Source organism: Thiohalomonas denitrificans (assembly GCF_016841685.1).
GTDB classification, from domain to species: Bacteria; Pseudomonadota; Gammaproteobacteria; order Thiohalomonadales; family Thiohalomonadaceae; genus Thiohalomonas; species Thiohalomonas denitrificans_A.
Genome location: NZ_JAENYR010000015.1, coordinates 21,069 through 42,316 on the forward strand (window position 1 = coordinate 21,069; position 21,248 = coordinate 42,316).

General features: G+C 60.4%; 24 protein-coding genes and 2 tRNA genes. 17 read left to right on the forward strand and 9 right to left on the reverse strand.

The window, feature by feature from the left end; translation table 11 throughout:
- Positions 1–126 precede the first annotated feature (126 nt).
- The 5 genes from Q7L05_RS04965 (at position 127) to Q7L05_RS04985 (ending at position 2,752) form a co-directional block, all read left to right on the forward strand.
- Complete coding sequence (locus tag Q7L05_RS04965) at positions 127–717, forward strand: XTP/dITP diphosphatase (RefSeq protein WP_303902849.1); 591 nt, start codon at positions 127–129, stop codon at positions 715–717.
- 219 nt (positions 718–936) lie between these two features.
- Complete coding sequence (gene hemW / locus Q7L05_RS04970; RefSeq protein WP_303902853.1) at positions 937–2,097, forward strand: radical SAM family heme chaperone HemW; 1,161 nt, start codon at positions 937–939, stop codon at positions 2,095–2,097.
- A 7-nt stretch (positions 2,098–2,104) separates the two neighbouring features.
- On the forward strand, positions 2,105–2,293 hold the full coding sequence (locus Q7L05_RS04975) for a CPXCG motif-containing cysteine-rich protein (RefSeq protein WP_303902856.1): 189 nt from the start codon (positions 2,105–2,107) through the stop codon (positions 2,291–2,293).
- On the forward strand, positions 2,283–2,546 hold the full coding sequence (locus Q7L05_RS04980) for a Rho-binding antiterminator (protein WP_303902858.1): 264 nt from the start codon (positions 2,283–2,285) through the stop codon (positions 2,544–2,546). Before Q7L05_RS04975 ends, Q7L05_RS04980 begins: the two co-directional genes overlap by 11 nt.
- A complete protein-coding gene (locus Q7L05_RS04985; RefSeq protein ID WP_303902861.1) occupies positions 2,543–2,752 on the forward strand; it encodes a hypothetical protein in 210 nt (69 codons plus the stop codon). Before Q7L05_RS04980 ends, Q7L05_RS04985 begins: the two co-directional genes overlap by 4 nt.
- A 201-nt stretch (positions 2,753–2,953) precedes the next feature.
- Here Q7L05_RS04985 and Q7L05_RS04990 read toward each other — a convergent pair whose 3' ends face one another.
- From Q7L05_RS04990 to gspI, 6 genes are read right to left on the reverse strand one after another with little or no spacing between them, the layout of a single operon-like run.
- Entirely contained in the window at positions 2,954–3,715 is a 762-nt protein-coding gene (locus Q7L05_RS04990; protein WP_303902863.1) for a type II secretion system protein N, read from the reverse strand.
- Complete coding sequence (locus Q7L05_RS04995) at positions 3,712–4,194, reverse strand: type II secretion system protein M (RefSeq protein WP_303902865.1); 483 nt, start codon at positions 4,192–4,194, stop codon at positions 3,712–3,714. Before Q7L05_RS04995 ends, Q7L05_RS04990 begins: the two co-directional genes overlap by 4 nt.
- Complete coding sequence (gene gspL / locus Q7L05_RS05000) at positions 4,191–5,399, reverse strand: type II secretion system protein GspL (RefSeq protein WP_303902868.1); 1,209 nt, start codon at positions 5,397–5,399, stop codon at positions 4,191–4,193. The genes Q7L05_RS04995 and gspL overlap by 4 nt, the downstream gene beginning before the upstream one ends.
- Positions 5,399–6,310, reverse strand: coding sequence for a type II secretion system minor pseudopilin GspK (gene gspK, locus Q7L05_RS05005; RefSeq protein ID WP_303902870.1), 912 nt, complete (start codon positions 6,308–6,310; stop codon positions 5,399–5,401). The genes gspL and gspK overlap by 1 nt, the downstream gene beginning before the upstream one ends.
- Entirely contained in the window at positions 6,307–6,906 is a 600-nt protein-coding gene (gene gspJ, locus Q7L05_RS05010; RefSeq protein WP_303902872.1) for a type II secretion system minor pseudopilin GspJ, read from the reverse strand. The genes gspK and gspJ overlap by 4 nt, the downstream gene beginning before the upstream one ends.
- Positions 6,903–7,283, reverse strand: coding sequence for a type II secretion system minor pseudopilin GspI (gene gspI, locus Q7L05_RS05015; protein WP_303902876.1), 381 nt, complete (start codon positions 7,281–7,283; stop codon positions 6,903–6,905). The genes gspJ and gspI overlap by 4 nt, the downstream gene beginning before the upstream one ends.
- A gap of 261 nt (positions 7,284–7,544) precedes the next feature.
- Between gspI and rrtA the strand changes: the two genes are divergently transcribed.
- Positions 7,545–8,114 carry a rhombosortase gene (gene rrtA / locus Q7L05_RS05020; RefSeq protein ID WP_303902879.1) on the forward strand — a complete coding sequence of 190 codons (570 nt, stop codon included), beginning with the start codon at positions 7,545–7,547 and terminating at the stop codon, positions 8,112–8,114.
- Between the two features lie 590 nt (positions 8,115–8,704).
- Here rrtA and trmB read toward each other — a convergent pair.
- The 3 genes from trmB to thiS form a co-directional block, all read right to left on the reverse strand.
- Positions 8,705–9,394 carry a tRNA (guanosine(46)-N7)-methyltransferase TrmB gene (gene trmB, locus Q7L05_RS05025; protein ID WP_303902882.1) on the reverse strand — a complete coding sequence of 230 codons (690 nt, stop codon included), beginning with the start codon at positions 9,392–9,394 and terminating at the stop codon, positions 8,705–8,707.
- A 94-nt stretch (positions 9,395–9,488) separates the two neighbouring features.
- Entirely contained in the window at positions 9,489–10,280 is a 792-nt protein-coding gene (locus tag Q7L05_RS05030) for a thiazole synthase (protein WP_303902885.1), read from the reverse strand.
- A 60-nt stretch (positions 10,281–10,340) separates the two neighbouring features.
- Complete coding sequence (gene thiS, locus Q7L05_RS05035; RefSeq protein ID WP_303902888.1) at positions 10,341–10,541, reverse strand: sulfur carrier protein ThiS; 201 nt, start codon at positions 10,539–10,541, stop codon at positions 10,341–10,343.
- Positions 10,542–10,716: 175 nt separating this feature from the next.
- On the opposite strand from thiS, the gene Q7L05_RS05040 reads away from it, so the two are divergent.
- From Q7L05_RS05040 to Q7L05_RS05090, 11 genes are all read left to right on the forward strand, one after another.
- Positions 10,717–10,790 (forward strand) — tRNA-Gly (locus tag Q7L05_RS05040).
- A 174-nt stretch (positions 10,791–10,964) separates the two neighbouring features.
- Positions 10,965–13,310, forward strand: a complete 2,346-nt coding sequence (locus Q7L05_RS05045; protein WP_303902891.1) for an AsmA family protein — start codon at positions 10,965–10,967, stop codon at positions 13,308–13,310.
- A gap of 9 nt (positions 13,311–13,319) precedes the next feature.
- A complete protein-coding gene (gene mutY / locus Q7L05_RS05050; RefSeq protein WP_303902893.1) occupies positions 13,320–14,369 on the forward strand; it encodes an A/G-specific adenine glycosylase in 1,050 nt (349 codons plus the stop codon).
- 558 nt (positions 14,370–14,927) lie between these two features.
- Positions 14,928–15,200: an oxidative damage protection protein gene (locus Q7L05_RS05055; protein ID WP_303902895.1), complete on the forward strand. Its 273-nt coding sequence runs from the start codon at positions 14,928–14,930 to the stop codon at positions 15,198–15,200.
- 45 nt (positions 15,201–15,245) lie between these two features.
- Positions 15,246–15,321 (forward strand) — tRNA-Phe (locus Q7L05_RS05060).
- A 702-nt stretch (positions 15,322–16,023) separates the two neighbouring features.
- Positions 16,024–16,416: an SMI1/KNR4 family protein gene (locus Q7L05_RS05065; protein WP_303902897.1), complete on the forward strand. Its 393-nt coding sequence runs from the start codon at positions 16,024–16,026 to the stop codon at positions 16,414–16,416.
- A gap of 461 nt (positions 16,417–16,877) precedes the next feature.
- Complete coding sequence (locus Q7L05_RS05070; protein ID WP_303902900.1) at positions 16,878–17,258, forward strand: hypothetical protein; 381 nt, start codon at positions 16,878–16,880, stop codon at positions 17,256–17,258.
- Positions 17,259–17,340: 82 nt separating this feature from the next.
- Positions 17,341–17,931: a hypothetical protein gene (locus Q7L05_RS05075; protein WP_303902903.1), complete on the forward strand. Its 591-nt coding sequence runs from the start codon at positions 17,341–17,343 to the stop codon at positions 17,929–17,931.
- Between the two features lie 370 nt (positions 17,932–18,301).
- On the forward strand, positions 18,302–19,207 hold the full coding sequence (locus Q7L05_RS05080) for an ABC-three component system protein (RefSeq protein ID WP_303902906.1): 906 nt from the start codon (positions 18,302–18,304) through the stop codon (positions 19,205–19,207).
- Positions 19,204–19,461, forward strand: a complete 258-nt coding sequence (locus Q7L05_RS05085) for an ABC-three component system middle component 6 (RefSeq protein ID WP_303902909.1) — start codon at positions 19,204–19,206, stop codon at positions 19,459–19,461. The genes Q7L05_RS05080 and Q7L05_RS05085 overlap by 4 nt, the downstream gene beginning before the upstream one ends.
- Complete coding sequence (locus Q7L05_RS05090; protein ID WP_303902911.1) at positions 19,458–21,206, forward strand: ABC-three component system protein; 1,749 nt, start codon at positions 19,458–19,460, stop codon at positions 21,204–21,206. The genes Q7L05_RS05085 and Q7L05_RS05090 overlap by 4 nt, the downstream gene beginning before the upstream one ends.
- The last annotated feature ends 42 nt before the right edge of the window (positions 21,207–21,248 follow it).

A 21,248-nucleotide genomic window follows, 5' to 3' on the forward strand; every position in this document is an offset into this window, starting at 1 on the left:
GATAGGAAGGTTTAAAAGCCTTCCGGTTCCTGTTACTGCTTCTTCAGGTCCGGATCTCACGAGTGCAGCAAGGAAAGCCCCGTGTGCCCCGTGCACCCCGTGGTCAATAGTCATAAGGATTCTGATATGAAGCGAGTTGTACTGGCCAGTGGCAACAGGGGCAAGGTGCGGGAGATCAACGAGATCCTCGCCGGCCTGGATATCGAGGTGGTGCCGCAGACGGAGTTCGGTGTGGAAGAGGTCGATGAGACGGGACTGACATTCGTGGAGAACGCGATCCTGAAGGCCCGTAATGCCGCCGGGCATACCGGGCTGCCCGCCATCGCCGACGATTCGGGTCTGGAGGTGGATGTCCTCAAGGGCGCACCCGGGATCTACTCCGCTCGTTATGCCGGCCCCGGCGCCACCGATCGGGCCAACCTGGAAAAGCTTCTCGAAGAGTTGAGCGGCATCGAAGACGCCAGACGCACCGCGCGCTTTCAGTGCCTGATGGTCTATATGGAACACGAAGCCGACCCCACCCCCATCATTTGCCAGGGCAGTTGGGAGGGGCGTATCACCCACGAGCCGAAGGGTGAAAGCGGCTTCGGCTACGACCCCGTCTTTTATGTTCCCGATCACGAGTGCACCGCCGCACAGCTTCCGGGGGAAGAGAAAAATCGCCTCTCCCACCGTGGTCAGGCCCTGCGGGCACTGGTTGAGGCGCTGAAGGCATAAACAAACGGCGGATCACCACGGAAGACATGGCGATCCGGACTAAACACCCTTCAGATATCTCGGTAGTCAAACTGCCATGCGCAACGCCTTCGTAGGTCGGGCTCTAGCCGACAATGTCTCTGTTCTCTGTGGTTATGCTGCCGGGTTTCAGGGTTGGTGGAACGCACAGGCGCGCTCTTTGCCTAATGGAGTGTACTGTGCATTGGCCGTGACAAAATCATGCTGAACTACACTTCCGTACTGCCGCTTTCGCTCTACATCCACTTCCCGTGGTGTGTGCGCAAGTGCCCCTATTGCGATTTCAATTCCCATGCGGTGCGGGACGGCATTCCCGAGGCGGCATTTATCGATGCGCTACTGGCCGATGTCGATGGCGAGCTGCCGAGGGTCTGGGGCCGGTCGCTGACCAGCATCTTTATCGGCGGCGGCACGCCCAGCCTGCTGAGTGCCGAGGCGCTGGACCGGCTGCTGTCGGGCCTGCGGGCCCGGTTCGGTTTCGAGCCGGACCTGGAGGTGACCCTGGAGGCCAATCCGGGCACACTGGAGCAGGGTCGGTTCGCCGAATACCGTGCGGCCGGGATCAACCGCCTCTCCATCGGCGTGCAGAGCTTCGATGATGCCCGGCTGGAGGCCATCGGCCGTATCCATACGGGTGCGGAGGCCGCAGTCGCCGCCGAGGCGGCCCATCGCTGCGGGCTGGATAACTTCAATCTCGACCTGATGTACGGCCTGCCCGGACAGAGTCCGGAGGCGGCCCTCTCCGACCTGGAGCAGGCGATTGCACTGGAACCGGCCCACCTCTCCTATTACCAGCTCACTCTGGAGCCGAATACCGCTTTTCACCAGGCGCCACCGCCGCTGCCCGATGATGAATCACTGTGGACGATGCATCGACAGGGCCGTGAGCGCCTTACCGCGGCGGGTTATCGGCCCTACGAAATCTCGGCCTTCGCCCGCCCCGGGCAGCAGTGTATTCATAACCTGAATTACTGGAGGTTCGGAGACTATCTCGGGATTGGTCCCGGCGCCCACGGCAAACGCACCGACACGGCACTGGGGCGCATCGTGCGCTGCCGTAAGCCGCGCCATCCCGACGCCTGGCTGGCACAGGCCTCCTCCGGAGAGGTGATGGGTGAGCAGCATCGTGTGGGCCGTTTCGATGTGCCTCTGGAATTCATGATGAATGCGCTGCGACTGTTTGATGGCTTCGAGCCGCAACTCTTCGAGCAGCGTACCGGTTTGCCCCTGTACGCTGTCGAAAAACCGCTCAGGGTTGCCGAAGAGCGGGGACTGATTCATTGGGGCATCGATCGCATCTCTGCCACGGAGCGGGGAAGAAACTACCTGAACGAACTGCTGGAGGGGTTTCTACCCGATTGAGGTGAGCATGCAACAGTCCGCCAAGACGGAATGCCCCTACTGCGGAGAGCCGCTGGAACTGGTGATTGACCCATCGGTGGCCGAACAGGATTATATCGAGGACTGCGAGGTCTGCTGCCGGCCCCTGCGTGTCCTGGTCTCCGGGGCGGGCGGCCAATCCCTCCGTATCGAGGTGCGGCGTGAAGATGAGTGCTGACTACCGCCCTATCGATTGTGCAGTTTACTCCGGTTATGAACTGGCGATCATGCATCGGCAGAGGCTTCGAATGCACTGGCGCGATGTCGATGGCAACTGCTGCATCGGCACCCTGCGACCCCTCGACCTGAAAACCGAAGCGAGCAAGGAGGAGTTCCTGTTCGTGGAGGACCTCGATGGCCGACACTTTCGCATCCGGCTGGACCGGATTGTCTCTGCCGAGGCGGTCATCCTGCAAAAGGATGTCCGGTGACCATCGCCACCTTTTTTTCGCTGTTGATCAACATTGCGGTGGGAATCTATTTTGCCCGCTATTACCCGCGTCAGGTCGAACGGCAGTTCCGGGGCAGGCGGGTGCCACCCTTTTTCGCGGTATTGGCCGCGATCCTCAGGCCCATCGGCTATCTGTTGATTATCGCTTCGGCCGGTTATGCCGTTTACATCGGCATAACCGGCTAGTGGTCAGAGCGTCATCGGGTTGCGACGGGCCAAAGCCCGACCTGCATCGCCGGCGACAGGGCCTGTGCGCCCTTTCCAAGTAGCAACCGGACGAAAAGTGCATGGCGCCTAACCGAACTCTATTCGGAGACATCTCACCGGTAGGAGGCGCGCCCTCGCGGCGATTTTCGTCAAATGCAGAGCGCCTGACCCACCTACGACTCAGATCCGGCCCTCATGGACCACGTTATAGAGACCCTCGGGGTTACGGCGGCCGAGCATGGCGAGGTTTTCCTCGAGGGCGGGACTGGCGCCCGGGCGGGTGCCGAGGTTTGCGTTCAACCGATAGGTGCCGTTCGGCTCGAGCTTGAGCTCTCCCTCCAGTCGCAGCGGACCGCCATCATCGCGGATTTCGGCGTCGATACCTCCGCCCTCACGCGGTTTCAGCACCACGCGGAGGTCGCCCAGGGAGGCGTCCAGCGGGGAGATGAAGGCGGCATCACTCCAGATAACGCTCCCCTCGGCGGATACGGGGCGACCCTCTTCCAGTTTCAACTCTTGCAGGGCGAGGGTGATATCGCCGCCCAGGCTGAGAGGGATGGGCAGAAAGCCCGCAAATTCGTTCGCCGGGGAATGGGCCTCGACATTCTTTAGAAGCGCCCGGCCATCCGGGGCGGCGCTGCCATAGCCCTGTAGCCGGGCACCTTGCCAGGTCATATTCCAGTCGCCACCGATGCGCCCTGTCAGCAGTGCGAACGGATTGAGATCCCAATGGATCTGCTGGAGTCCGATTCCGTCGATCCTGAGCGACTCCATCCGGCCGGACCAGATGCTGCCGGCCACGCCGCTCACGGCGACCGATACGCCCTGGGACTTCAGCTGCGGGAGCGCGAACCCAAGGGCTTTTTGTGCCGGCAGCATGACCACGGCAAACAGCAGATAGGCGACCAGTCCGAGGGCTAGATAACCGGCGGTGCGTTTCATCCCCTTTCCTCCAGGACGAGTCGTGCGTTGACCAGGCCCGCTGACTCCCCGGGATCCACTACCAGCGTCGAGATGGAGACCCCGTGCTGCTCCATCAGTGTTCCGAGCCAGCGCATAACGTCATCGAAGGGCGCGTTTTCCAGCCAGACGCGCACCGAACGCTGGCCATCGGGCTGAATTCGCTTGAGTGCCTCGGAGAAGCCATGGCTGCGAGCGGTACGGTCGGTCGTCGCCAGCAGTGAGGTGGTATTGGTCACCGGCTGTGAAGCGCTACCACGCAACTCCTTGACCTCCACCGCAGCCTGGCGCATCCAGGCGAGCGTGGCACGCTGCTCGGCTACATTCTTCTCGAGCTGGACGATATGCGAACGGTAGGGGTCCCAAACCATTACGTAGAGGAGCAGCAGGCCGAGAGCGACCGCTCCAGCGAGTAGCGTTCGACGCTCTCTGGGCTGCAGGTTCTGCAAGAACTGTTTCATGCCCCGGCCCCCTGGATGGTCAGTCGGCTCTCCACCCGGTCGTTCCGGGCACTGGCACTGGCGATATCGACCTGGAGTCCACCGGTGGCTATAAGCTGCTCTTTGAGAGCGTCGAGATTCTGGAGATTAGCAAGGGTCAGGTCGATCTCCAGTTGCGCCTGGCGATAGCGCAGTCCCTGCAGTTGCAGGCCCTGGGTCTGGTTAAGAACGGGGCTCACGGTCGCCAGCAATCCGGTAAACGGGTCGTAGCCGCCGCCGCGCTGCAGGGCTTCAAGGTGCTGTTGCATCTGCTGGCGCGGCGCGACCACCCGGCGCGCATCCGGGAAGGTATCCCGGTAGAGTGCCTCAATTTCGGTCTGTAGCCGGGCGTCATCACGGCTCAGCTGCCACCAGTGCTGGATCGAGAGTCCTCCCTGGATGGTCAAGATGACTGCCGCCAAAATTGCGGCGTTACGCCAGGGCCGCCAGCGACGGCCGATCTCTTCGCGGTGTCCATAACCCCCCTGAAGGAGATTCACTGGGTGAGTTTCGCTTACCCCGCGCGCCAACACCGCGAGCGGATCCGGGCACTGCTCCGTCTCGAATGGAATGTCTTCAACCAGTGCCGAAGTGCCGACTTCACCGCTCCGGCAGTCGAATAGCCGGATTCGATCGGGTGGCTCTGCGGCGCCCTCGACGGCCATGGCGAGCACTTCTTCGACGGAGTCGATGTCGAGACCCAGCCCCGCGTTGATTCCGGTTCGCAGCAGGCCTTCATCAGGTCCCAGAAGCAGCGACCAGTTACCATCTTCAAATGGCAGCGTTACGCTCTCCGGGTGCAGCGCATGGGGACGGAGGCCGGCGTCGTGCAGTTGGCGCAGCCAGTCATCCATACGCTCCTTCGCTACGACAGCCGCATGGGCCGTCCCGTCGCTCTCAATGCTGCCGACGGCGAAATGCAGGGCTTCAACATCGCCGGCCATGCGATCTTCCAGGGCGAAGGGCAGGGCCTGTATGACCCGTTGTCGTTTGCGGGTGGGGACCTTAGTGGAGGTGAGCAGGCAATCAGTGCCCGGTACCAGCACGACGACACGGGCACCCTGGGCACGACCTGCGATATCACTCAGTGGGGATAGGCCTTGTTCGATTCCGCTTTCGCCTTCAGCCCGCCATGCCATCGTCTCGTCCGGAGTGTCAACGAGGCGGATGTAAATGGTTTCCTTCATCAAAAAGCTCCTTGTGCGCGGCGCAAAATGCGGCTCCCGTCTGCATCACGCCACAGTGTACTATGCATGCGCAGGCGGATTCGTCCCACCTCGACATCACCGTGGATGCCGAACCAGTTGCTGGAGACGGTGATCTTCGCCAAATTCTTACGGCCCGCGACGGCCTGCTGCTTGAAGAAGTCGTTGGCCGATTGGAAGCCCTCATCGCCACGTGCCGCCACCAGTGCCTCGGCATCGGCTTCGGTCAATCCGGCGGCGAGACTCATCATTACGGGGAGCGGCGCGGTGTTGACGTTGATCTCCGTTCGCTTCGGTAGTGCCGTCACATAGGGGGCCAGCGCCTCCCAAGTCTCGGTATCGACGCCAGCCACCAGACGCAATTCGCTGACATCGACCATCGGCCCGTTGGCCGTCCGGTAGGCGGGATCCCGCGACAAGTAGCTGCCGTCCTCGGCACCCGAGGGGACCAGGACGTTACTATCACTGTCCAGCCAGTCTGCGATCGGATCGGCCAGTTCCGCATCAAGGGAGAGGGCCGCGAGCAGCCGACGGAAGTGGCGGAGGTCAGGTCCGCTGATTTGATCATTTTCCACCAGGTTGTTGATGTTGAAGCGACCCTGGAGATCTTCCAGAAAACCGCCAACCTGACCACCCTCCACCTCGATGGGTGGCAAAATAGTGGTCCAGTCTTCGTTGAGATGATCGGTGTCGTTGTCTTTCCGATCGTCGCGCAGGATCTGCGCGGCCCAATCCTCGATACCGAGCAGATAGAGATACGCCTGCTCGCCCTCCAGCAGATTGCCGGTACGGCGGATATCCACCTGCTGCCGAGCCACCATCGACACGGCGGCGGTGGTCGCGAGGGCGACGACCAATAGCGCCGTCACCAGGGCGACACCACGTTGCCTCATACGCCGCCTCCGGGCACCATCCAGAGGCGCTCCACGACTCCCCAGTCTTCCAATTCCAGTGAAACCGAGATCGCCAGGGGCAGGGCCGGGCTGTTTCCCTGCGGCGGTGGCCAGGTATCGGACCACTCCCGGTCGGCATCCAGGAAGCGGATCGTGAGCTCTCGCACTTCTCTGAGCATCGGCACCGAATAAGGTTCGCTGTCATGGGCGCGGTCGAGTACCCGCCAGACGGATCGGAACAGGTTATCGTCCCTGAGCTCCCACGCGACCCGTTGCAGGGTGCTGCGCTGCGCGCCGGTGGGATTGGCCCATCCGCTTCGGGTCAGCTCCAGAGCACGGTGTCCTTCGCCCCCGATGAGTGCTGGCCGGGTATCCCCGAGTTCATCGCGGATCGGGCGATCGACAATCTGAATTACATCGCGGCCCAAAAACAGCATCGTCCGCTCGACCTCGGCGAGGCGTCCCGCGTGTTGGGCGGTCTGCTCCCGCGCATCCAGTACCGTTCGCAGTCCGCTGAACGCCATCGCTGCCACGACACCGAAAACCCCCAGCGCCACCAGCAATTCCAGTAGGGTGAAGCCGCGGTGTTTCCTCATTGTTGTGGCTCCGGCAGGAATCCGGTCCGTCGCACCACGGGGTTATCGCGCCGTTCGAGAGGAAATACGGAGACCTCTACCCGGCGTATGGCCTTGTTGGAGGTTTTGGAGATCTCGGCCTGCCAATGCCACTCCCGGCCACCCATTTCCGAGTCACCGCGGCGTATGCCGGTGGCGGGCCACTGCTCCTCCAGCCGTAGCTCGGAAACCTGGTTCATCGCAACCCAGTGGGCGAAGGTCTTGTCACGCAAGTATGCAGCGTTGTTTGCGTTGTCCCCGCCGACCTTGATCAGGGTGCCGAGCGCCAGTGCCAGAACGGCAAGCGCCACCAGCACCTCCAATAGGGTAAAGCCGGCTTGTCTTTGAGATTTGGACATTGAAGCTAAAAGGTGCATCCGTGTTAACACACCGGCGATTGGAGGGTTTTTTGCACCGAACGTTTCATAAATCCATGGCCAAAGCATAATGATGTGACGCAGGTTTATTATCGCACGCAGGAGCGGCAGAGCCGCGATAATCCGGTTAATGCCCTGCGAGCCCCTGGCCTCCGGCGCTCCTGCGCTGCGGGCAATGATGCCTGGAGCTGTCAGGATCCCCGATTTCGGGAGCAAGTTCGGGCCATAATAACGGAAATGTCCTTGACCTCACACAACCCGGGGTGGTTCGGCTGGCTGCTGCCTGCGGTACCGCTGCTGCTCTTTCTGCTTCTGCAACTGACCGGCAGTGATCTCTGGCTTTACCGGCGCGAAGCAGTACTGGAAGGCGAGTGGTGGCGCCTGCTGAGTGCCCATTTCGCCCATTTGGGTTGGCCACATCTGCTGTTGAACAGTGTGGGAGTGGTGATCGCCTGGCGTCTTTTCGAACCCTGGTGGCGCCCCGCCATCTGGTTCGCCGCTTTGCTGTGGTGCTCTCTCGCCACCGCATTGGCCCTGCTCTGGCTCAGCCCGGAGCTGGCCTGGTATGGCGGCTTTTCCGGGGTTCTGCACGGGATGTTTGTGTTTGGCGCCGCTATGGCGCTAATTGAGGATCACGACGGACTGGCCGGTTTTGTGCTGCTGCTGTTGACGGCAAAGGTGCTTTGGGAGCAGTGGTTCGGAGGCTCCGACGCCCTCACTGCCGAGTTGATCGGGGCCGCCGTGGTCGTGGATGCGCACTTCTACGGCGCCCTGGCCGGACTCCTGCCTGTCCCGTTCATTCACCGTCGATGACCAGCACAGCCCTTGTAGGCCGTAGGCCGTTTTCATTGCGAGCCGTACCCCCTGCTGCGCAGACCCGAATCAGTGACGAACCTTTAGCCGTCATTGCGAGGAGCCTCAGCGACGCGGCAATCTGGTACTTGGCACTTCGAGATAGCTTCGTCGCTGAGGCTCCTCGCTATGACAAGAGGGAAGTTCGTCATTCGGGCGGGTGCAGCAGGGGCTACGGTTCCCAATGACGGCTAAGAGTTCGTCATCGATTCGGGGCCGCGCAGCGGCGGTTCCACTCCTGATGAACTTGCCCCGTTGTCATTACGAGGAGCCTCAGCGACGAAGTAATCTCCCGCTCCCAAAACCCCAGATTGCCGCGTCGCCGAGGCTCCTCGCAATGACAGGTAAACGTTTGTCACTGATTCGGGGTGCGAAGCGGCAGGTACGGCTCGTAATGACAGCTCCGTAGGGCGGATTAGGCGCGCCCCGTGCGTGGATGGAGCGATTTCCTACCCGCGCCGCATCCGCCATTCCGACCTGGATGAAGGCAGATTGTCGGGGCCTGGATGGTCAAACACGACGGCCTGAAGGCCGTCCTACGGGGTGTGACGTCATGTTCGTTTAAAGACGAGGTCCCAGACGCCGTGGCCGAGCCGTTCGCCGCGGCGCTCGAACTTGGTCTTCGGTCGATAGTCGGGGCAGGGAACGAAATCACCGCCGGGGGAGGTGTTTGTGAAGCCCTCGGCGGCACTCATCACCTCCAGCATCTGCTCGGCGTAGTCCTCCCAATCGGTGGCCATATGGAAGAAGCCGCCCGGCTCCAGTTTACGTCGGACCAGCTGGACGAAAGCCGGCTGGAGAATGCGGCGTTTGTGGTGGCGTTTTTTGTGCCACGGATCCGGAAAGAACAGCAGCAGGCCGTGCAGCGAAGCGTCCGGGATCTGCCGCTCCAGGATCTCGACGGCGTCCTCGCTCATCACCCGCACGTTGGCGATGTGCTCCGCCTCCAGCTGCTGCAGCAGCCGTCCGACCCCCGGCCGGTGGACCTCGATGCCCAGATAATCGTTTTCGGGATGGGAGGCGGCCATGGCCGCCAGGCTTTCGCCGTTACCGAAACCAATTTCGATGATGTGCGGGGCGTGCCGCCCGAATACGGCGTCGAAATCAATCAGCGATCCGTCGGCTTCGATGCCGTACCGCGGCCAGAGCGTGTCGAAGGCACGCTGCTGCCCGGGCGTAAACCGTCCCTCGCGGCGTACGAACGAACGGATACGGCGGTGATGTGCGTCTTTTTCGGTCACGGTGGGTTTATCAACCACAGAGTACACAGAGGCTTAAAAAGACAGATCTTCCTCTGTCACCTCTGTGGTCTCTGTGGTTAAGCACCTTTTGCCCTTAGAAAAAGGTGCCTTCCAGCGGACTGGAGGCGCTGGCGTAGCGCTTGCGCGGCATGCGTCCGGCCCGGTACGCCTCGCGTCCGGCCTCGATCGCCTTTTTCATGGCCGAAGCCATCAGCACCGGATCTTTCGCTGCGGCGATGGCGGTGTTCATCAGTACGCCGTCACAACCCATTTCCATCGCGATGGCGGCATCGGAGGCGGTGCCCACACCGGCATCCACCAGGATGGGAACATTAGCGTTTTCGACGATCTCGATGATGTTGTAGCGGTTCTGGATGCCCAGTCCGGAGCCGATGGGGGCCGCCAGCGGCATGACCGCCACGCAGCCCATCTCTTCCAGACGCTTGGCGATGATCGGGTCATCGGAGGTGTAAACCATCACCTGGAAGCCGTCCTTGATAAGGGTTTCGGCTGCCTCGAGCGTGGCGGTGACGTCGGGATAGAGGGTCTTTTCATCCCCCAGCACTTCCAGTTTGACCAGGTTGTGCCCGTCCAGCAGCTCCCGCGCCAGTTTGCAGGTGCGAACCGCATCTTCCGCGGTGAAACAGCCGGCGGTATTGGGGAGGATGGTGTACCGGTCGGGTGGCAGCACCTCGAGAAGATTGGGCTCATCCGGGTTCTGGCCGATGTTGCTGCGGCGAATGGCGATGGTGACGATCTCCGCACCGGCCGCCTCTGTGGCCGCTCGGGTCTCTTCCAGATCCTTGTACTTGCCGGTACCCGTCAGCAAGCGGGACTGGTATTCGGTGCCGGCGATCACCAGCGGATCGTTCTGCATGTTGGGCATGGGGCTGCTTCCTGAATGCGGTGGGCGTGTGCCCGGAAAAGGCTGATTATAACGCGAGTGCTATCCGCCGCCGATGGCGTGGACCAATTCGACCCGATCTCCGTCGTCGAAGACGTGTCGCTCATAGTCGCTTCGGGGAACGATTTCGCGATTGACTTCCATCGCGATCCGCCGCCCCGAGAGGCCGAGCTCCTCCACCAGCCGGGCTGCCGTGTAGCCTTCGGTGACCTGGCGGGATTCGCCGTTTACGATGATTTCCATGGCGGCAAAGCCTAGCGGCAGGCAGATCCGCCGTCAAACCCCTTTCGCGGGCAGCGGCATGTCCGGGAACGAGGTACCCTCAGAGGTAGAACGGTAAATATACGCCGGGCCTACCCCTCTTCTTGGAAGCCCCGGATCGAAGTGCTATTATCGGCGGGCCGATAATCCGGCCACGGCGGGTGTAGTTCAATGGTAGAACGGGAGCTTCCCAAGCTCTTAATGTGGGTTCGATTCCCATCACCCGCTCCATCCCTAATGCCGGTACGAGGTGCGAGATACGAAGCCCCGAGGGCAGCTCGTCCCCTCTCTCTTCGCAGTCCCACAGATTTGTGCTCTTGCCTCGCAGGTAGCCGTACACCTGCTGCATAGTTTCCGCTATGCGTTTACTATCCTTTTAGATGCCCTTAGAAGGACCCAAACTATATGCGACGCGTACTCAAATGGCTGGCCATTCTCGCCGGCGCACTTGTCCTGCTGCTGATCATCGCGATCATCGTTGTGCCCCTCTATGTCGATCCGAATGACTATCGGGACCAAATTGGCAATGTCGTTGAGCGGCAGACCGGGCGCGAACTGACCATCGGCGGCGACATTGAGCTGTCGCTATTTCCCTGGGTTGGCGTCGAAATTCACCAGGTGCGCCTTGGCAATGCGGAGGGTTTCGGCCCGGATCCCTTTGCGAGCGTCGAAAAGGCGGAGGTCCGGGTCAAGCTGCTGCCGCTGCTTCGGCAGCAGGTGGAGATGGATACGGCCGTTCTGGACGGGCTGCGGCTCAGCCTGGCCCGTGATGCGCAGGGCCGGACCAACTGGGATGACCTGATCGCCGAGGCCGCGGAAAAGCCTGAAGAGGAACCCGCCGATCAGCGCGGGGGGCAGCCGCTGGCCGGACTGGCCATCGGCGGCCTTGCGGTGAGTGACGCTCGGGTTGTTTGGGACGACGCGATGACCGGTCGCCAGGTGGAGGTGGCCCCCTTCAATCTGGAGAGCGGCGCCATCGAGCCGGGTGAATCCTTTCCCCTGGAATTCCGTTTCACCGTGAAATCCAACCAGCCGCAGCTGAGCGGGGAGGTGGCATTCGAGGCACAACTGATGCTCAACCCCGACACCGGCCTGTATAGCGCGGACGATGCCCGGCTGGAAACCGACCTGCAAAGCCCGCTGTTTCCGAACGACCGTTTGCAGGCCACGCTCGCCAGCACGCTGTCGGCCAATCTCAATGAACAGACCGCCCGACTCGAACGGTTGCGCCTGAGCGCCTATGGTGCGGAGTTGAATGGTGAGGCCGAGGCATCGCGCATCCTTGAACTGCCGGATGCCCGCGGCACCATCCGTGTAGCCACGGAGGATGCGGAGGCACTGGCGACGCTCCTAGCAGGTTTCGGCCTGGAGGCGAAGCCGGCGGCGCTGAAGGATGCCTCCATGGAGGGGCAATTTGAAACCTCACTCTCCGATGGCACGGCAACTCTCGAAGCACTGTCGATCAATGTCCTGGGGCTTTCGGCAACGCTGCAGGCGACGGCGAACAACCTCCTCGACGAGCCCGTTGCGTCCGGCCAGCTGGAGATCGAGCCGTTCGTACCCTCTGAAGTGGTCGAGGGACTCGGTATCGAATTGCCGCAACCCTCCGACCCGAGCGTACTCAGCAAGGCCGCGCTGACCACCCGCTTCGAGGCGGGTGGGGACCGCATCTCGCTGGCCGATCTCAAGGCCCAGCTGGACGACACCAACCTCACCGGCTCGGCCTCTTTCGGTCAGCCAGCCGCGCCCGTGATTCGCTTCGACTTGCTCGTCGATGCCATTGATGTCGACCGCTATCTTCCCCCTCCCGAGGAGGAGGAAAGCCGTCAGCCGGCCACCCCGGCTGGTGCGGCTGCGGCCGGCGCCGCTCAGCTGCCGGTGGAGACCCTACGTTCGATGAACATCGACGGCACGGTCCGGGTAGGCCAGCTTCAGGCCGCCAATCTTCGCTCCGACGACATCCGCGTGACCATGCGGGCCGAAAAAGGCCTGTTCCGCGCCCACCCCGCAAGTGCCAAGCTCTATGGCGGTACCTACCAGGGCAACGTGGTCTTTGACGTCCGCGAAGAGGTGCCGCGTCTCGGTATGGATGAGCGCCTGGACGGCGTCCAGGCGGGCCCGCTGCTGGAAGATATGATGGGTGAGGCCCATGTGACCGGCACTGCTTCGGTCAGCGCCAAGCTGAGTGCGCGCGGGCTGGAGCAGGAGAGTGTCCGTCGCACACTCAACGGCAACGCTGCCTTCGAGTTCCGGGACGGTACGGTCAAGGGCATCAATATCGCCCATCTGATCCGCACGGCGCTGGCCAAATACCAGGGCAGGCCGGCACCGGAAGAGGAGGCGCAGGAGACCGACTTCGCCCTGCTGCAGGGCACCTTCAACATCAAGGATGGACTGGTTAGCAATCAGGACCTGAATGCCAAATCGCCCCTGCTGCGGATCGATGGTCAGGGGACGGCGAATCTGGTCTCCGAAAAGCTGGATTACCGCGTGCGTACCGCCATCGTCGGGTCGCTTGAGGGGCAGAAGGGAAAAGAGCTCGAGGAGTTGAAAGGCGTGACCATACCGCTTCGGATCACCGGTACCTTCCAGGACCCGAAATTCCGCGTGGATGTGGAATCCGTATTGAAAGAAAGGGTTGAAAAGGAAGTGGAAGAGCGGGTCGAAGAGGAGAAGGGCAAGCTGCGCGAAGAGCTCGAAGAGAAGCTTGAAGATAAGCTCAAGGGCCGCCTGGAAGGGCTCTTCCGCTAGCCCTGTCACATGGATGCGTTTGCGCGGCGACTGCTCGCCTGGTTTGACCAGTATGGGCGCACGGACCTGCCCTGGCAGCGGGAGCGTACGCCCTACCGGGTCTGGGTGTCGGAGATCATGCTCCAGCAGACCCGGGTCGCAACGGTGATCCCCTATTTCGAGCGGTTTACCGAACGGTTTCCGACCCTCGCTCAACTCGCCGAGGCTGAGCCAGACGAGGTACTCGCCTTCTGGAGTGGTCTGGGTTACTACAGCCGTGCCCGTAACCTGCACTCGGCTGCACGGCAGGTGGCCGCCGGGTGGCAGGGGGAGCTGCCGGAGCGCATCGATGACCTGATGGCGCTTCCCGGCATCGGGCGCTCCACGGCCGGCGCGATCCTCGCCCAGTCCCTGGGCCAGCGCCAGCCGATCCTGGATGGCAACGCCAAGCGGGTGTTGGCCCGGTATCACGCGGTCGACGGCTGGCCAGGGCGCACGGCCGTTCAGCGCCAGCTCTGGGAGTGGGCGGAAACCCACACCCCCCATAGCCGGATCGCCGACTATACACAGGCCATCATGGATCTGGGGGCGACCCTCTGCACACGCGGACGGCCGGACTGCGAAGCCTGCCCGCTTGGCTCCGATTGCCAGGCCCGGCAGGCCGGAACCCAGGCCCGTTATCCTGAACCCAAGCCGCGCAAGACCCTGCCGCTTCGTAACACCACAATGCTGATCGCGCAGGATGCAAACGGCCGTCTGCTGCTCTGGCGGCGACCGCCGACCGGGATTTGGGGCGGCCTCTGGAGTCTCCCGGAGCACGATCCCGACGAATCCCTGTTTGATTGGTGCCGCGAATCGCTCGGGCTCAAGGTTTCCGAGCCGACCGCCGGCCCGGAGATCACCCATACGTTCAGTCACTTTCGATTGACTATCAGCACGGTGCTCTGTCGCGCCAAAACCGCAACCGAAGTGAAGGACAGGGGTGATTTCAGCTGGGACCTGCCGGAGGAGCTGTTTCAGCGCGGGCTGCCGGCGCCGGTTCGCCGCCTCCTGGAGGCAGTGACTGAACCCGTTGGCTAACGACAAGATGTTGACGCATCGTGATCTGGCAGGCTGTTGAAAAACTCCCTCTCCAACAGGAAGAAGGAACGAAACCCTTTTCAACAGCCTGCCCGGGGCCTAAATAGCTGTGCCGAAATGGTCACCACTTTGATCCCTTCTCTCTTCAGGGAGAAAGTTAGGATGAGGGGGAGTGATGAACACGATTTCAAAACAGCTATTTAGGCGAGGGCAGTGCAACTCCCCGATATCCATTACGCTATGATTACATGCTTGTGCAAAGACTTGTACCCGCTTTCTTAGATCTATGGCGTAACTGCTCGCCCGGTTGATCATGCGCGGCATAGGAGATTCGTCATCCCCGCGGAGGCGGGGATCCAGTTGAGCCATGCCGCTGCTCTCTGGATTCCCGCCGCGGGAATGACGGGGGAGTGAGCAGTTACTGTATGGCCGTTAATTGGACGAGAAACCCGTAATCGCCGTGGAATCCAGCCCTGAGGTCTGGTATAAAACCCTACTGTTTCAATCAACTTGGATCGGCCGACTGCCGGCCTCATCCCTATCGAAATGGAGTGAACGATGACTCGAATGGTGCACTGCGTAAAACTAAATAAAGAGGCTGAAGGACTCGACCGTCCCACATACCCGGGGGACCTGGGCAAACGCATCTATGAGAACGTCTCGAAAGAGGCGTGGCAGATGTGGCTTCAGCAGCAGACCATGTTGATCAACGAATACCGTCTCTCGCCGATGAATCCAAAGCACCGCGAAATGCTGGAAAAAGAGATGGAGCGTTTCTTCTTCGGCGAAGGCAGCAGTACACCCGAAGGCTACGTCCCGCCGGAAAAGTAACCATCTTGACTTCGAGGCCGAGACCCGCTTAAATACCCGCCCTTCGGCCAGGTAGCTCAGTCGGTAGAGCAGGGGATTGAAAATCCCCGTGTCGGCGGTTCGATTCCGTCCCTGGCCACCATCTTTTTTCCTTGCTTTTCTGGGGCTTAGACCCGACTCACCCTGATGCGGCGAGCCCCTGAGCAAGGGACCTCCGGTCCCTCTCCGGTGCGACTGAACTTCTCCTTTCCCTACCTGGACTAACATACCCGACGGACCAGCGCCCAAGAGTTCCGGTACCGCTCTGGTGTACTCACAGCGTCCCGAAAACTATGGGTCCTCGGCAAACTCCCTTCCTTCGTGGTCCTCTACTAATCAAGTCCCGTGAGGGGGCCCGTGATCTCACTATCGAGCAATTCACTTTCAAGCATGAGTGGGGGCAATGTCCTCTATCTCGTCAGATGCCCTCACCTTCTAGTTGGGCACTGCGGCTTGGAGTCGCTGACTGACCAGTGGTAAGCCGTCCAGACGGAAAACGGCCACAAGCGGACATTCCCATCGAACCCCTTGTAGGCAATATCCTACAGACATTCTGGTCTTCGCACGGCATTATCGATGTGTGCTATACGGCGCCGAACCGCATAATTGCCGAGGGAGCCCTGCTATGTGGCCACCGGCCGCATATTCCGTTGTTCCGGTCACTAGCCGCATATCAAACCTGGGCGGCTCTTGGCTGGCGCTAACTGCCTGCGCCCGTACGCTAAATCGAAATTGGCTGCGCAAGGTCTAAGTGTGTTATCCGGTGCGCAACCGCCGACATTTCGTTATAGCCAAGGAGAGTTCAGTGCCTTTTGACTTGCCGGAAGAGCAGCTGGCGCGCGCAGAAAGCGAACTAGGCGCCAGGTTGCCCAGCGACTACCGTGAAGCGATGAAGATAGATAACGGTGGCGAGGCGTCAACTCAAGAAGAGGATTGGGAGTTTTACCCCATCAGAGACACCTCGGATCGAAAAAGGCTTTCTAGAACGTGTAACCATATCATCAAGGAAACCGAGTCATGCCGCGGATTCGGAAACTTCCCGGATAACGCGGTTGCCATTGCGGGTAATGGCCTCGGGGACCAAATGGTTCTCCTAAGAGAAGGAGAGTCCTTTCGAGATACAGTGTACCTGTGGTTGCATGAAACGGGAGAACTCCAAGAGTTGGCGGCTTCGTTCAGTGAAATCGAAAAGCTATAACAAGCCGGTGAACCCGACGCCGGGAAACAACGCAGCGCTTCGCGGCCAGCCTAGTGGCGGCGCGGGTTACCGGCGGCGTTATGAGTCCTGATTGATGAAGCGCATATATTCGGCTTGGGGAGTTAAAGAAGACGGCGAGGCACGGTGCCTAGTGCAAGGAGAAGGTCCGCCTCGGTTCGCCAATGGTTCAGTTGATAGTGAATGCCCAGATTTCTATTTCCGTATCGAGGCAAACTCATGGGAAGAGGCAATGGCAATCTATCACCTCCGGCAAGGGTGGGAACCCTATAAGCCTCATGGCGAGCCAGAACAATGTCCCTCCTGCGGGGCTATTTACTACCCCGAAGGTAGTGGGCAATGTTGGCGGTGCGGAGATGACTCATAACACTTCGCTCCAGCCGACGTCAGGCCGCTTCGCGGCCTTCCCCGGCTGAGCTTGACGTTATGCGTGAGGAATGAAAATGCTGAATGAATACGGATTCTCTGGCCCGGACTGGGACGCAGCCAAAGAAGAAGCGAAAGCAGTCCTGGTGGGTGTTGCCCGTCGGAAAGGCCGCATCGCCTATTCTGAGTTGGCTGCCCAAATACATTCTATAGCGATTGAAGCTCATGACCCGCGGATGTTTCATCTTCTCGGGGAAATCAGCTCCGAAGAAGATCAGGCAGGCCGGGGGATGCTCACCGCAATCGTCGTCCACAAAGCAGGAGATATGCAGCCTGGCCCTGGGTTCTTTGAGCTTGCGGAGTCGCTAGGCCGCGATACATCTGATCAACTCGCATGTTGGGTGTCTGAGTTCAACCGTGTTCACGATTACTGGGCGAACCGAGCAGGAAACGCATAACACCACGCTCCAGCCGACGTCAAGCCGCTTCGCGTCCTTCCTCGGCTGAGCTCGGCGTTAGGCCAATAGACGAACAGCAAATATGCCGATAAGTGATTCAAGCCCAGAAAGAAGGAATTTAGTCCTCATTTCCGTGGCCTTCATTCTTTTCTATGCCGCAGGGGGCAGCTTTGACGGTGGGGAGATCAAGCTTCTCGTCGTTAACCTTCAGTTCTCTAAACCAGAGATCCTAACCATTTCGGCTTGGGTTCTTCTATTTTGGTTCGCACTGCGCTTCTATCAAAAAACTCATTTGGATTACCGTAATGAGTTGTGGAGCGAAATTATAAAAGGAGGGGTTTCCAAGTCGCTATCTGCAAAGGCCTGCAAACTGGCACGAGACCAACTGCAAGGAGCTAATCATGCAGATTATTTCGATAAAAGAGTGTCCGCACAAGATATAAGTAGCAACGGCCTTTGGGGCATCTCTGTCGTCTGCAATTTCCAAAATGGCAGCGGTACAATTGTGCACCACCAAGAAGTTGTTGAACTAGGTGGTATTCAAGGTTTTTTCTATCGCCAGCGAGAAGTCGTATCCCACACCATTACGGGAAATGCGATTGCTGAGCATTTGGTTCCATACCTTCTGTTTGTTGCCGCTGTGCTTGCCCCATTGTGGAGTCGAAATGTGTAATATCGAAGGCCTAACTAGTAGCTCCAGCGGACCCCAAACACTGCGCGGCTTTTTGCGCATGCCTTCGGCATTTTTACGCAAACGCCGCTCCGCGTTTGGGCCCGTTGAGCACTGGCGTGGGGCTGCACAACAAGTATGGCGATCATGCGCAAACTGACAACTGAATCACCCCAGAGCAAGCCTCGGCACTTATGGCGATGGTCGGCGGCTGTAGCGTCTTCATTTTTTGTGAAACCATGCATGAGTGGTCAGGTGCCTGTGCTGGATCGAAGACACCACGGGATAACTGAGCTGGCAACGGCATTTAGTGGCGGCACTAGCCATGGTTCCCGGTCATCTGCGCCTGAGAGTTACGCGGAGGGCCATCCCGATGGATGACGTCGAGCGCGCCTTTCGCGAGCTTCAGTTCAAAACCGCCTACTTGGAGAAAAAGGGGAACGAGTTTCAAGACTGGTTCGCCACCATCATGGAGAAGCGGTTCCCGGGCGACTTCATTCGTGTCCGGCCGTGGGGAAAGGCGGGTGATCGCAAGAACGACGGGTACGTGAGGTCGAAGCGCTGGCTTTTTCAGGTCTACGCGCCGAACGACATGTCGGCCAAGGCGGCGCTCGCCAAAATCGACGAGGATTACACTGGGGCACTCCCCTGCTGGCAGGAATACTTTGACACATGGATCTTCATGCATAACTCGAAGTTGGGCCTCGGCCCCGACGTGGCCGCCAAGCTCGTGGAGCTTGATGGGGCGGGGCCTCCTGCCGTCGTTGCGTGGGGCTTCGAGGAGCTGAGGCGAATCGTGTTTGAGCTCAAAGTGGCGGAGTTGGCGTCGCTCTTCGGTCCTGTGCCTCAAAAGCGAGATATCGTGAATCTAGGGCTTGAAAGCCTGTCGCCTGTACTCGACCATATTTCGGCGATGGAGCCAAGCCTGGAGCCTGATCTGCGGCCCCCTCCGGCCGACAAGATCGACCGCAACATGTTGTCTGAGCACGTTGCGATCTTGTTGAAGGCGGGCATGACCCGTGTTGATCTCGTCAGGAAGTATTTTCGGGTGCAGCCGGGGAGAAGGGATGAGATCGCCGAGAGTTTCCGTCACCGCTACGACGAGGTACGCAGCGACAGCCTCAGCCCCGACGAGACATTCGCCGCTCTCCAACGTCACGCCGCTGGTGATGGCGTTCCGTCGCCTTCGCGCCAGAGTGCGGCACTCGCAGTTCTGGCGTTCTTCTTCGAGGAGTGCGACATATTTGAGCGGGAAGGAGTCCAAGGAGGAACGGCATGATCCTCCCGACCAAGGGAATAGGACCCGACAAGGCGCTCCTGTCCGTCGGGGCCTTCATCCTACGTGAACTCGACGAGCCGAAGACCGTCTCGCGACTGTGGAGTGATCTGCGCCGAGTCGAAGAAGGTCCCCCGGCTCTCACTTTCGACTGGTTCGTCCTTTCGCTCGACCTGCTTTACCTGATGGGCACGTTAGACTACATCGGCGGGCGTGTCGTGAGAGTCGGTCCCGTCGAAGCCGAGGGGGAAGAGTGATTCACCGGATTTACAGCGATCTGCCCTCGTTCAAGGAGCTGCAGTTCACCGAAGGTCTCAACATCTTGCTGGCCCAGAAGAGCGAGGGTGCGACAGAGCGGCACACCCGCAACCGTGCCGGTAAGTCGAGCATGCTCGAGATGGTCCACTTCCTACTTGGCTCCAACGCTTCCAAGGACTCCCTCTTCCGGACGCCCGCCATCGCCGACTACGAGTTTGGCATGGAGTTCGACCTCGCCGAAGAGCGCACATTGGTGCAGAGACGGGGAGCCAAGGCTAGTCCGCTGGCTGTCGAGGGTGACTTCTCAGCTTGGCCGGTGAAGCCACGACTCAAGGATGGTCGCTATTGGATCAGCAACAAGAACTGGCGGCTTGTTCTCGGGGCGCTGATGTTCGGCCTCGAAGACTACCAAGAGAGCTGGACGCCGTCATTCAGGTCGATGATCTCCTACTTCGCTCGGCGGGAGCGTAGCGGAGGAATGCACGTCCCCGTCAAGCAGAGCGAGAAGCAAGCTACGGCAGACCAGCAAGTCAACCTGTCGTACCTCCTAGAGCTCGACTGGACGATCCCGTTGGAGTGGCAGCAGGTTCGAGAAAGAGAGAGGAACCTCGCCGAGTTAAAGAAGAGCCTGAAGAAGGGCTCGTTCGGCCAAGTGATCGACAAAGCGTCCACGCTGAAGACCCAGGTGCTTGTCGCTGAGGATCGGGCCAACCGCCTTAAGGAGCAGGTGGCCACCTTCACGGTCGTCGATGAATACCACGACCTCGAACAGGAGGCGTCGAGGATGACGACGGACCTCGCCGCCCTCGCTGACGAGAACACGCTGGACCACCGCTATATTAGCGACTTGGAGCGGGCGATGGAGGAGGAGATACCGCCGTCTCCGCCCGACCTCCAGAGGTTGTACCGGGAGGCAGGCGTGGTCCTGCCCGACGTCGTGCAACGTCGATTCGACGACGTGAAGAGCTTCCACGAGTCGGTGCTCCAGAACCGGAAATCGTACCTCCAGACAGAACTGGCGGCGGCGAAGCGCCGGATCGCAGAGCGGGGCGAGGAGCAGCAGCGGCTCGATGCTCGGCGTGGCGAGATCATGCAGATCCTTAATGCCAATGGCGCACTGGACCACTTCACCGCACTCCAAGCAGAAATCGCCAGAGCGGAAGTCGAACTCGAATCGCTCCGGAAGAAGTACGAAACGGCCGATGCACTGGAGTCGGGCACCACCAAGCTCAAGGTGGAGCGTGCACGACTCCAAGAACGGCTGCGGGAGGACTACACCGAGCAGCAGGATGTGGTGAAGGCGGCCATCCTGACGTTCCAGCGGATCTCGTCGTCCCTGTACGAGGACAAAGCGGCGGGTAGCCTGACGCTGACGCCTACCGAAAACGGGCCGGAGTTCGAGATCGAGATACAGGGCGCTAAGAGCCGCGGCGTTAGCAACATGCAGATCTTCTGCTTCGACATGATGCTCACGCTATTGAGCATCGAACGGGGTCGGAGCCCGGGGTTTCTGATTCACGATAGTCATCTGTTCGACGGTGTCGATGAACGGCAGGTCGGGACCGCATTGGCCCTCGGCGCGAGACTGGCCGAGGAGCATGGCTTCCAGTACATCGTGAGCCTCAACACGGACGACGTTCCCACCGAGGTTCCCGACGGATTCAGCATTGAGGAACACACACTCGATGTCCGGCTGTCGGACGCAACCGAGGAAGGCGGGCTCTTCGGCTTCCGCTTCGGCTGATGCACTTTTCGCTGAAGAGGCGGCGGAGCCCTCAAGCTGTGG

Bases quoted from the DNA above. Each gene is read 5' to 3' on its own strand.
- Q7L05_RS04965 (WP_303902849.1), top strand. From the start codon at position 127: ATGAAGCGAGTTGTACTGGCCAGTGGCAACAGGGGCAAGGTGCGGGAG.
- hemW (WP_303902853.1), top strand. From the start codon at position 937: ATGCTGAACTACACTTCCGTACTGCCGCTTTCGCTCTACATCCACTTC.
- Q7L05_RS04975 (WP_303902856.1), top strand. From the start codon at position 2,105: ATGCAACAGTCCGCCAAGACGGAATGCCCCTACTGCGGAGAGCCGCTG.
- Q7L05_RS04980 (WP_303902858.1), top strand. From the start codon at position 2,283: ATGAGTGCTGACTACCGCCCTATCGATTGTGCAGTTTACTCCGGTTAT.
- Q7L05_RS04990 (WP_303902863.1), bottom strand. From the start codon at position 3,715: ATGAAACGCACCGCCGGTTATCTAGCCCTCGGACTGGTCGCCTATCTG.
- Q7L05_RS04995 (WP_303902865.1), bottom strand. From the start codon at position 4,194: ATGAAACAGTTCTTGCAGAACCTGCAGCCCAGAGAGCGTCGAACGCTA.
- gspL (WP_303902868.1), bottom strand. From the start codon at position 5,399: ATGAAGGAAACCATTTACATCCGCCTCGTTGACACTCCGGACGAGACG.
- gspK (WP_303902870.1), bottom strand. From the start codon at position 6,310: ATGAGGCAACGTGGTGTCGCCCTGGTGACGGCGCTATTGGTCGTCGCC.
- gspJ (WP_303902872.1), bottom strand. From the start codon at position 6,906: ATGAGGAAACACCGCGGCTTCACCCTACTGGAATTGCTGGTGGCGCTG.
- gspI (WP_303902876.1), bottom strand. From the start codon at position 7,283: ATGTCCAAATCTCAAAGACAAGCCGGCTTTACCCTATTGGAGGTGCTG.
- Q7L05_RS05030 (WP_303902885.1), bottom strand. From the start codon at position 10,280: ATGCCCAACATGCAGAACGATCCGCTGGTGATCGCCGGCACCGAATAC.
- thiS (WP_303902888.1), bottom strand. From the start codon at position 10,541: ATGGAAATCATCGTAAACGGCGAATCCCGCCAGGTCACCGAAGGCTAC.
- Q7L05_RS05045 (WP_303902891.1), top strand. From the start codon at position 10,965: ATGCGACGCGTACTCAAATGGCTGGCCATTCTCGCCGGCGCACTTGTC.
- mutY (WP_303902893.1), top strand. From the start codon at position 13,320: ATGGATGCGTTTGCGCGGCGACTGCTCGCCTGGTTTGACCAGTATGGG.
- Q7L05_RS05055 (WP_303902895.1), top strand. From the start codon at position 14,928: ATGACTCGAATGGTGCACTGCGTAAAACTAAATAAAGAGGCTGAAGGA.
- Q7L05_RS05070 (WP_303902900.1), top strand. From the start codon at position 16,878: ATGCTGAATGAATACGGATTCTCTGGCCCGGACTGGGACGCAGCCAAA.
- Q7L05_RS05075 (WP_303902903.1), top strand. From the start codon at position 17,341: ATGCCGATAAGTGATTCAAGCCCAGAAAGAAGGAATTTAGTCCTCATT.
- Q7L05_RS05080 (WP_303902906.1), top strand. From the start codon at position 18,302: ATGGATGACGTCGAGCGCGCCTTTCGCGAGCTTCAGTTCAAAACCGCC.
- Q7L05_RS05085 (WP_303902909.1), top strand. From the start codon at position 19,204: ATGATCCTCCCGACCAAGGGAATAGGACCCGACAAGGCGCTCCTGTCC.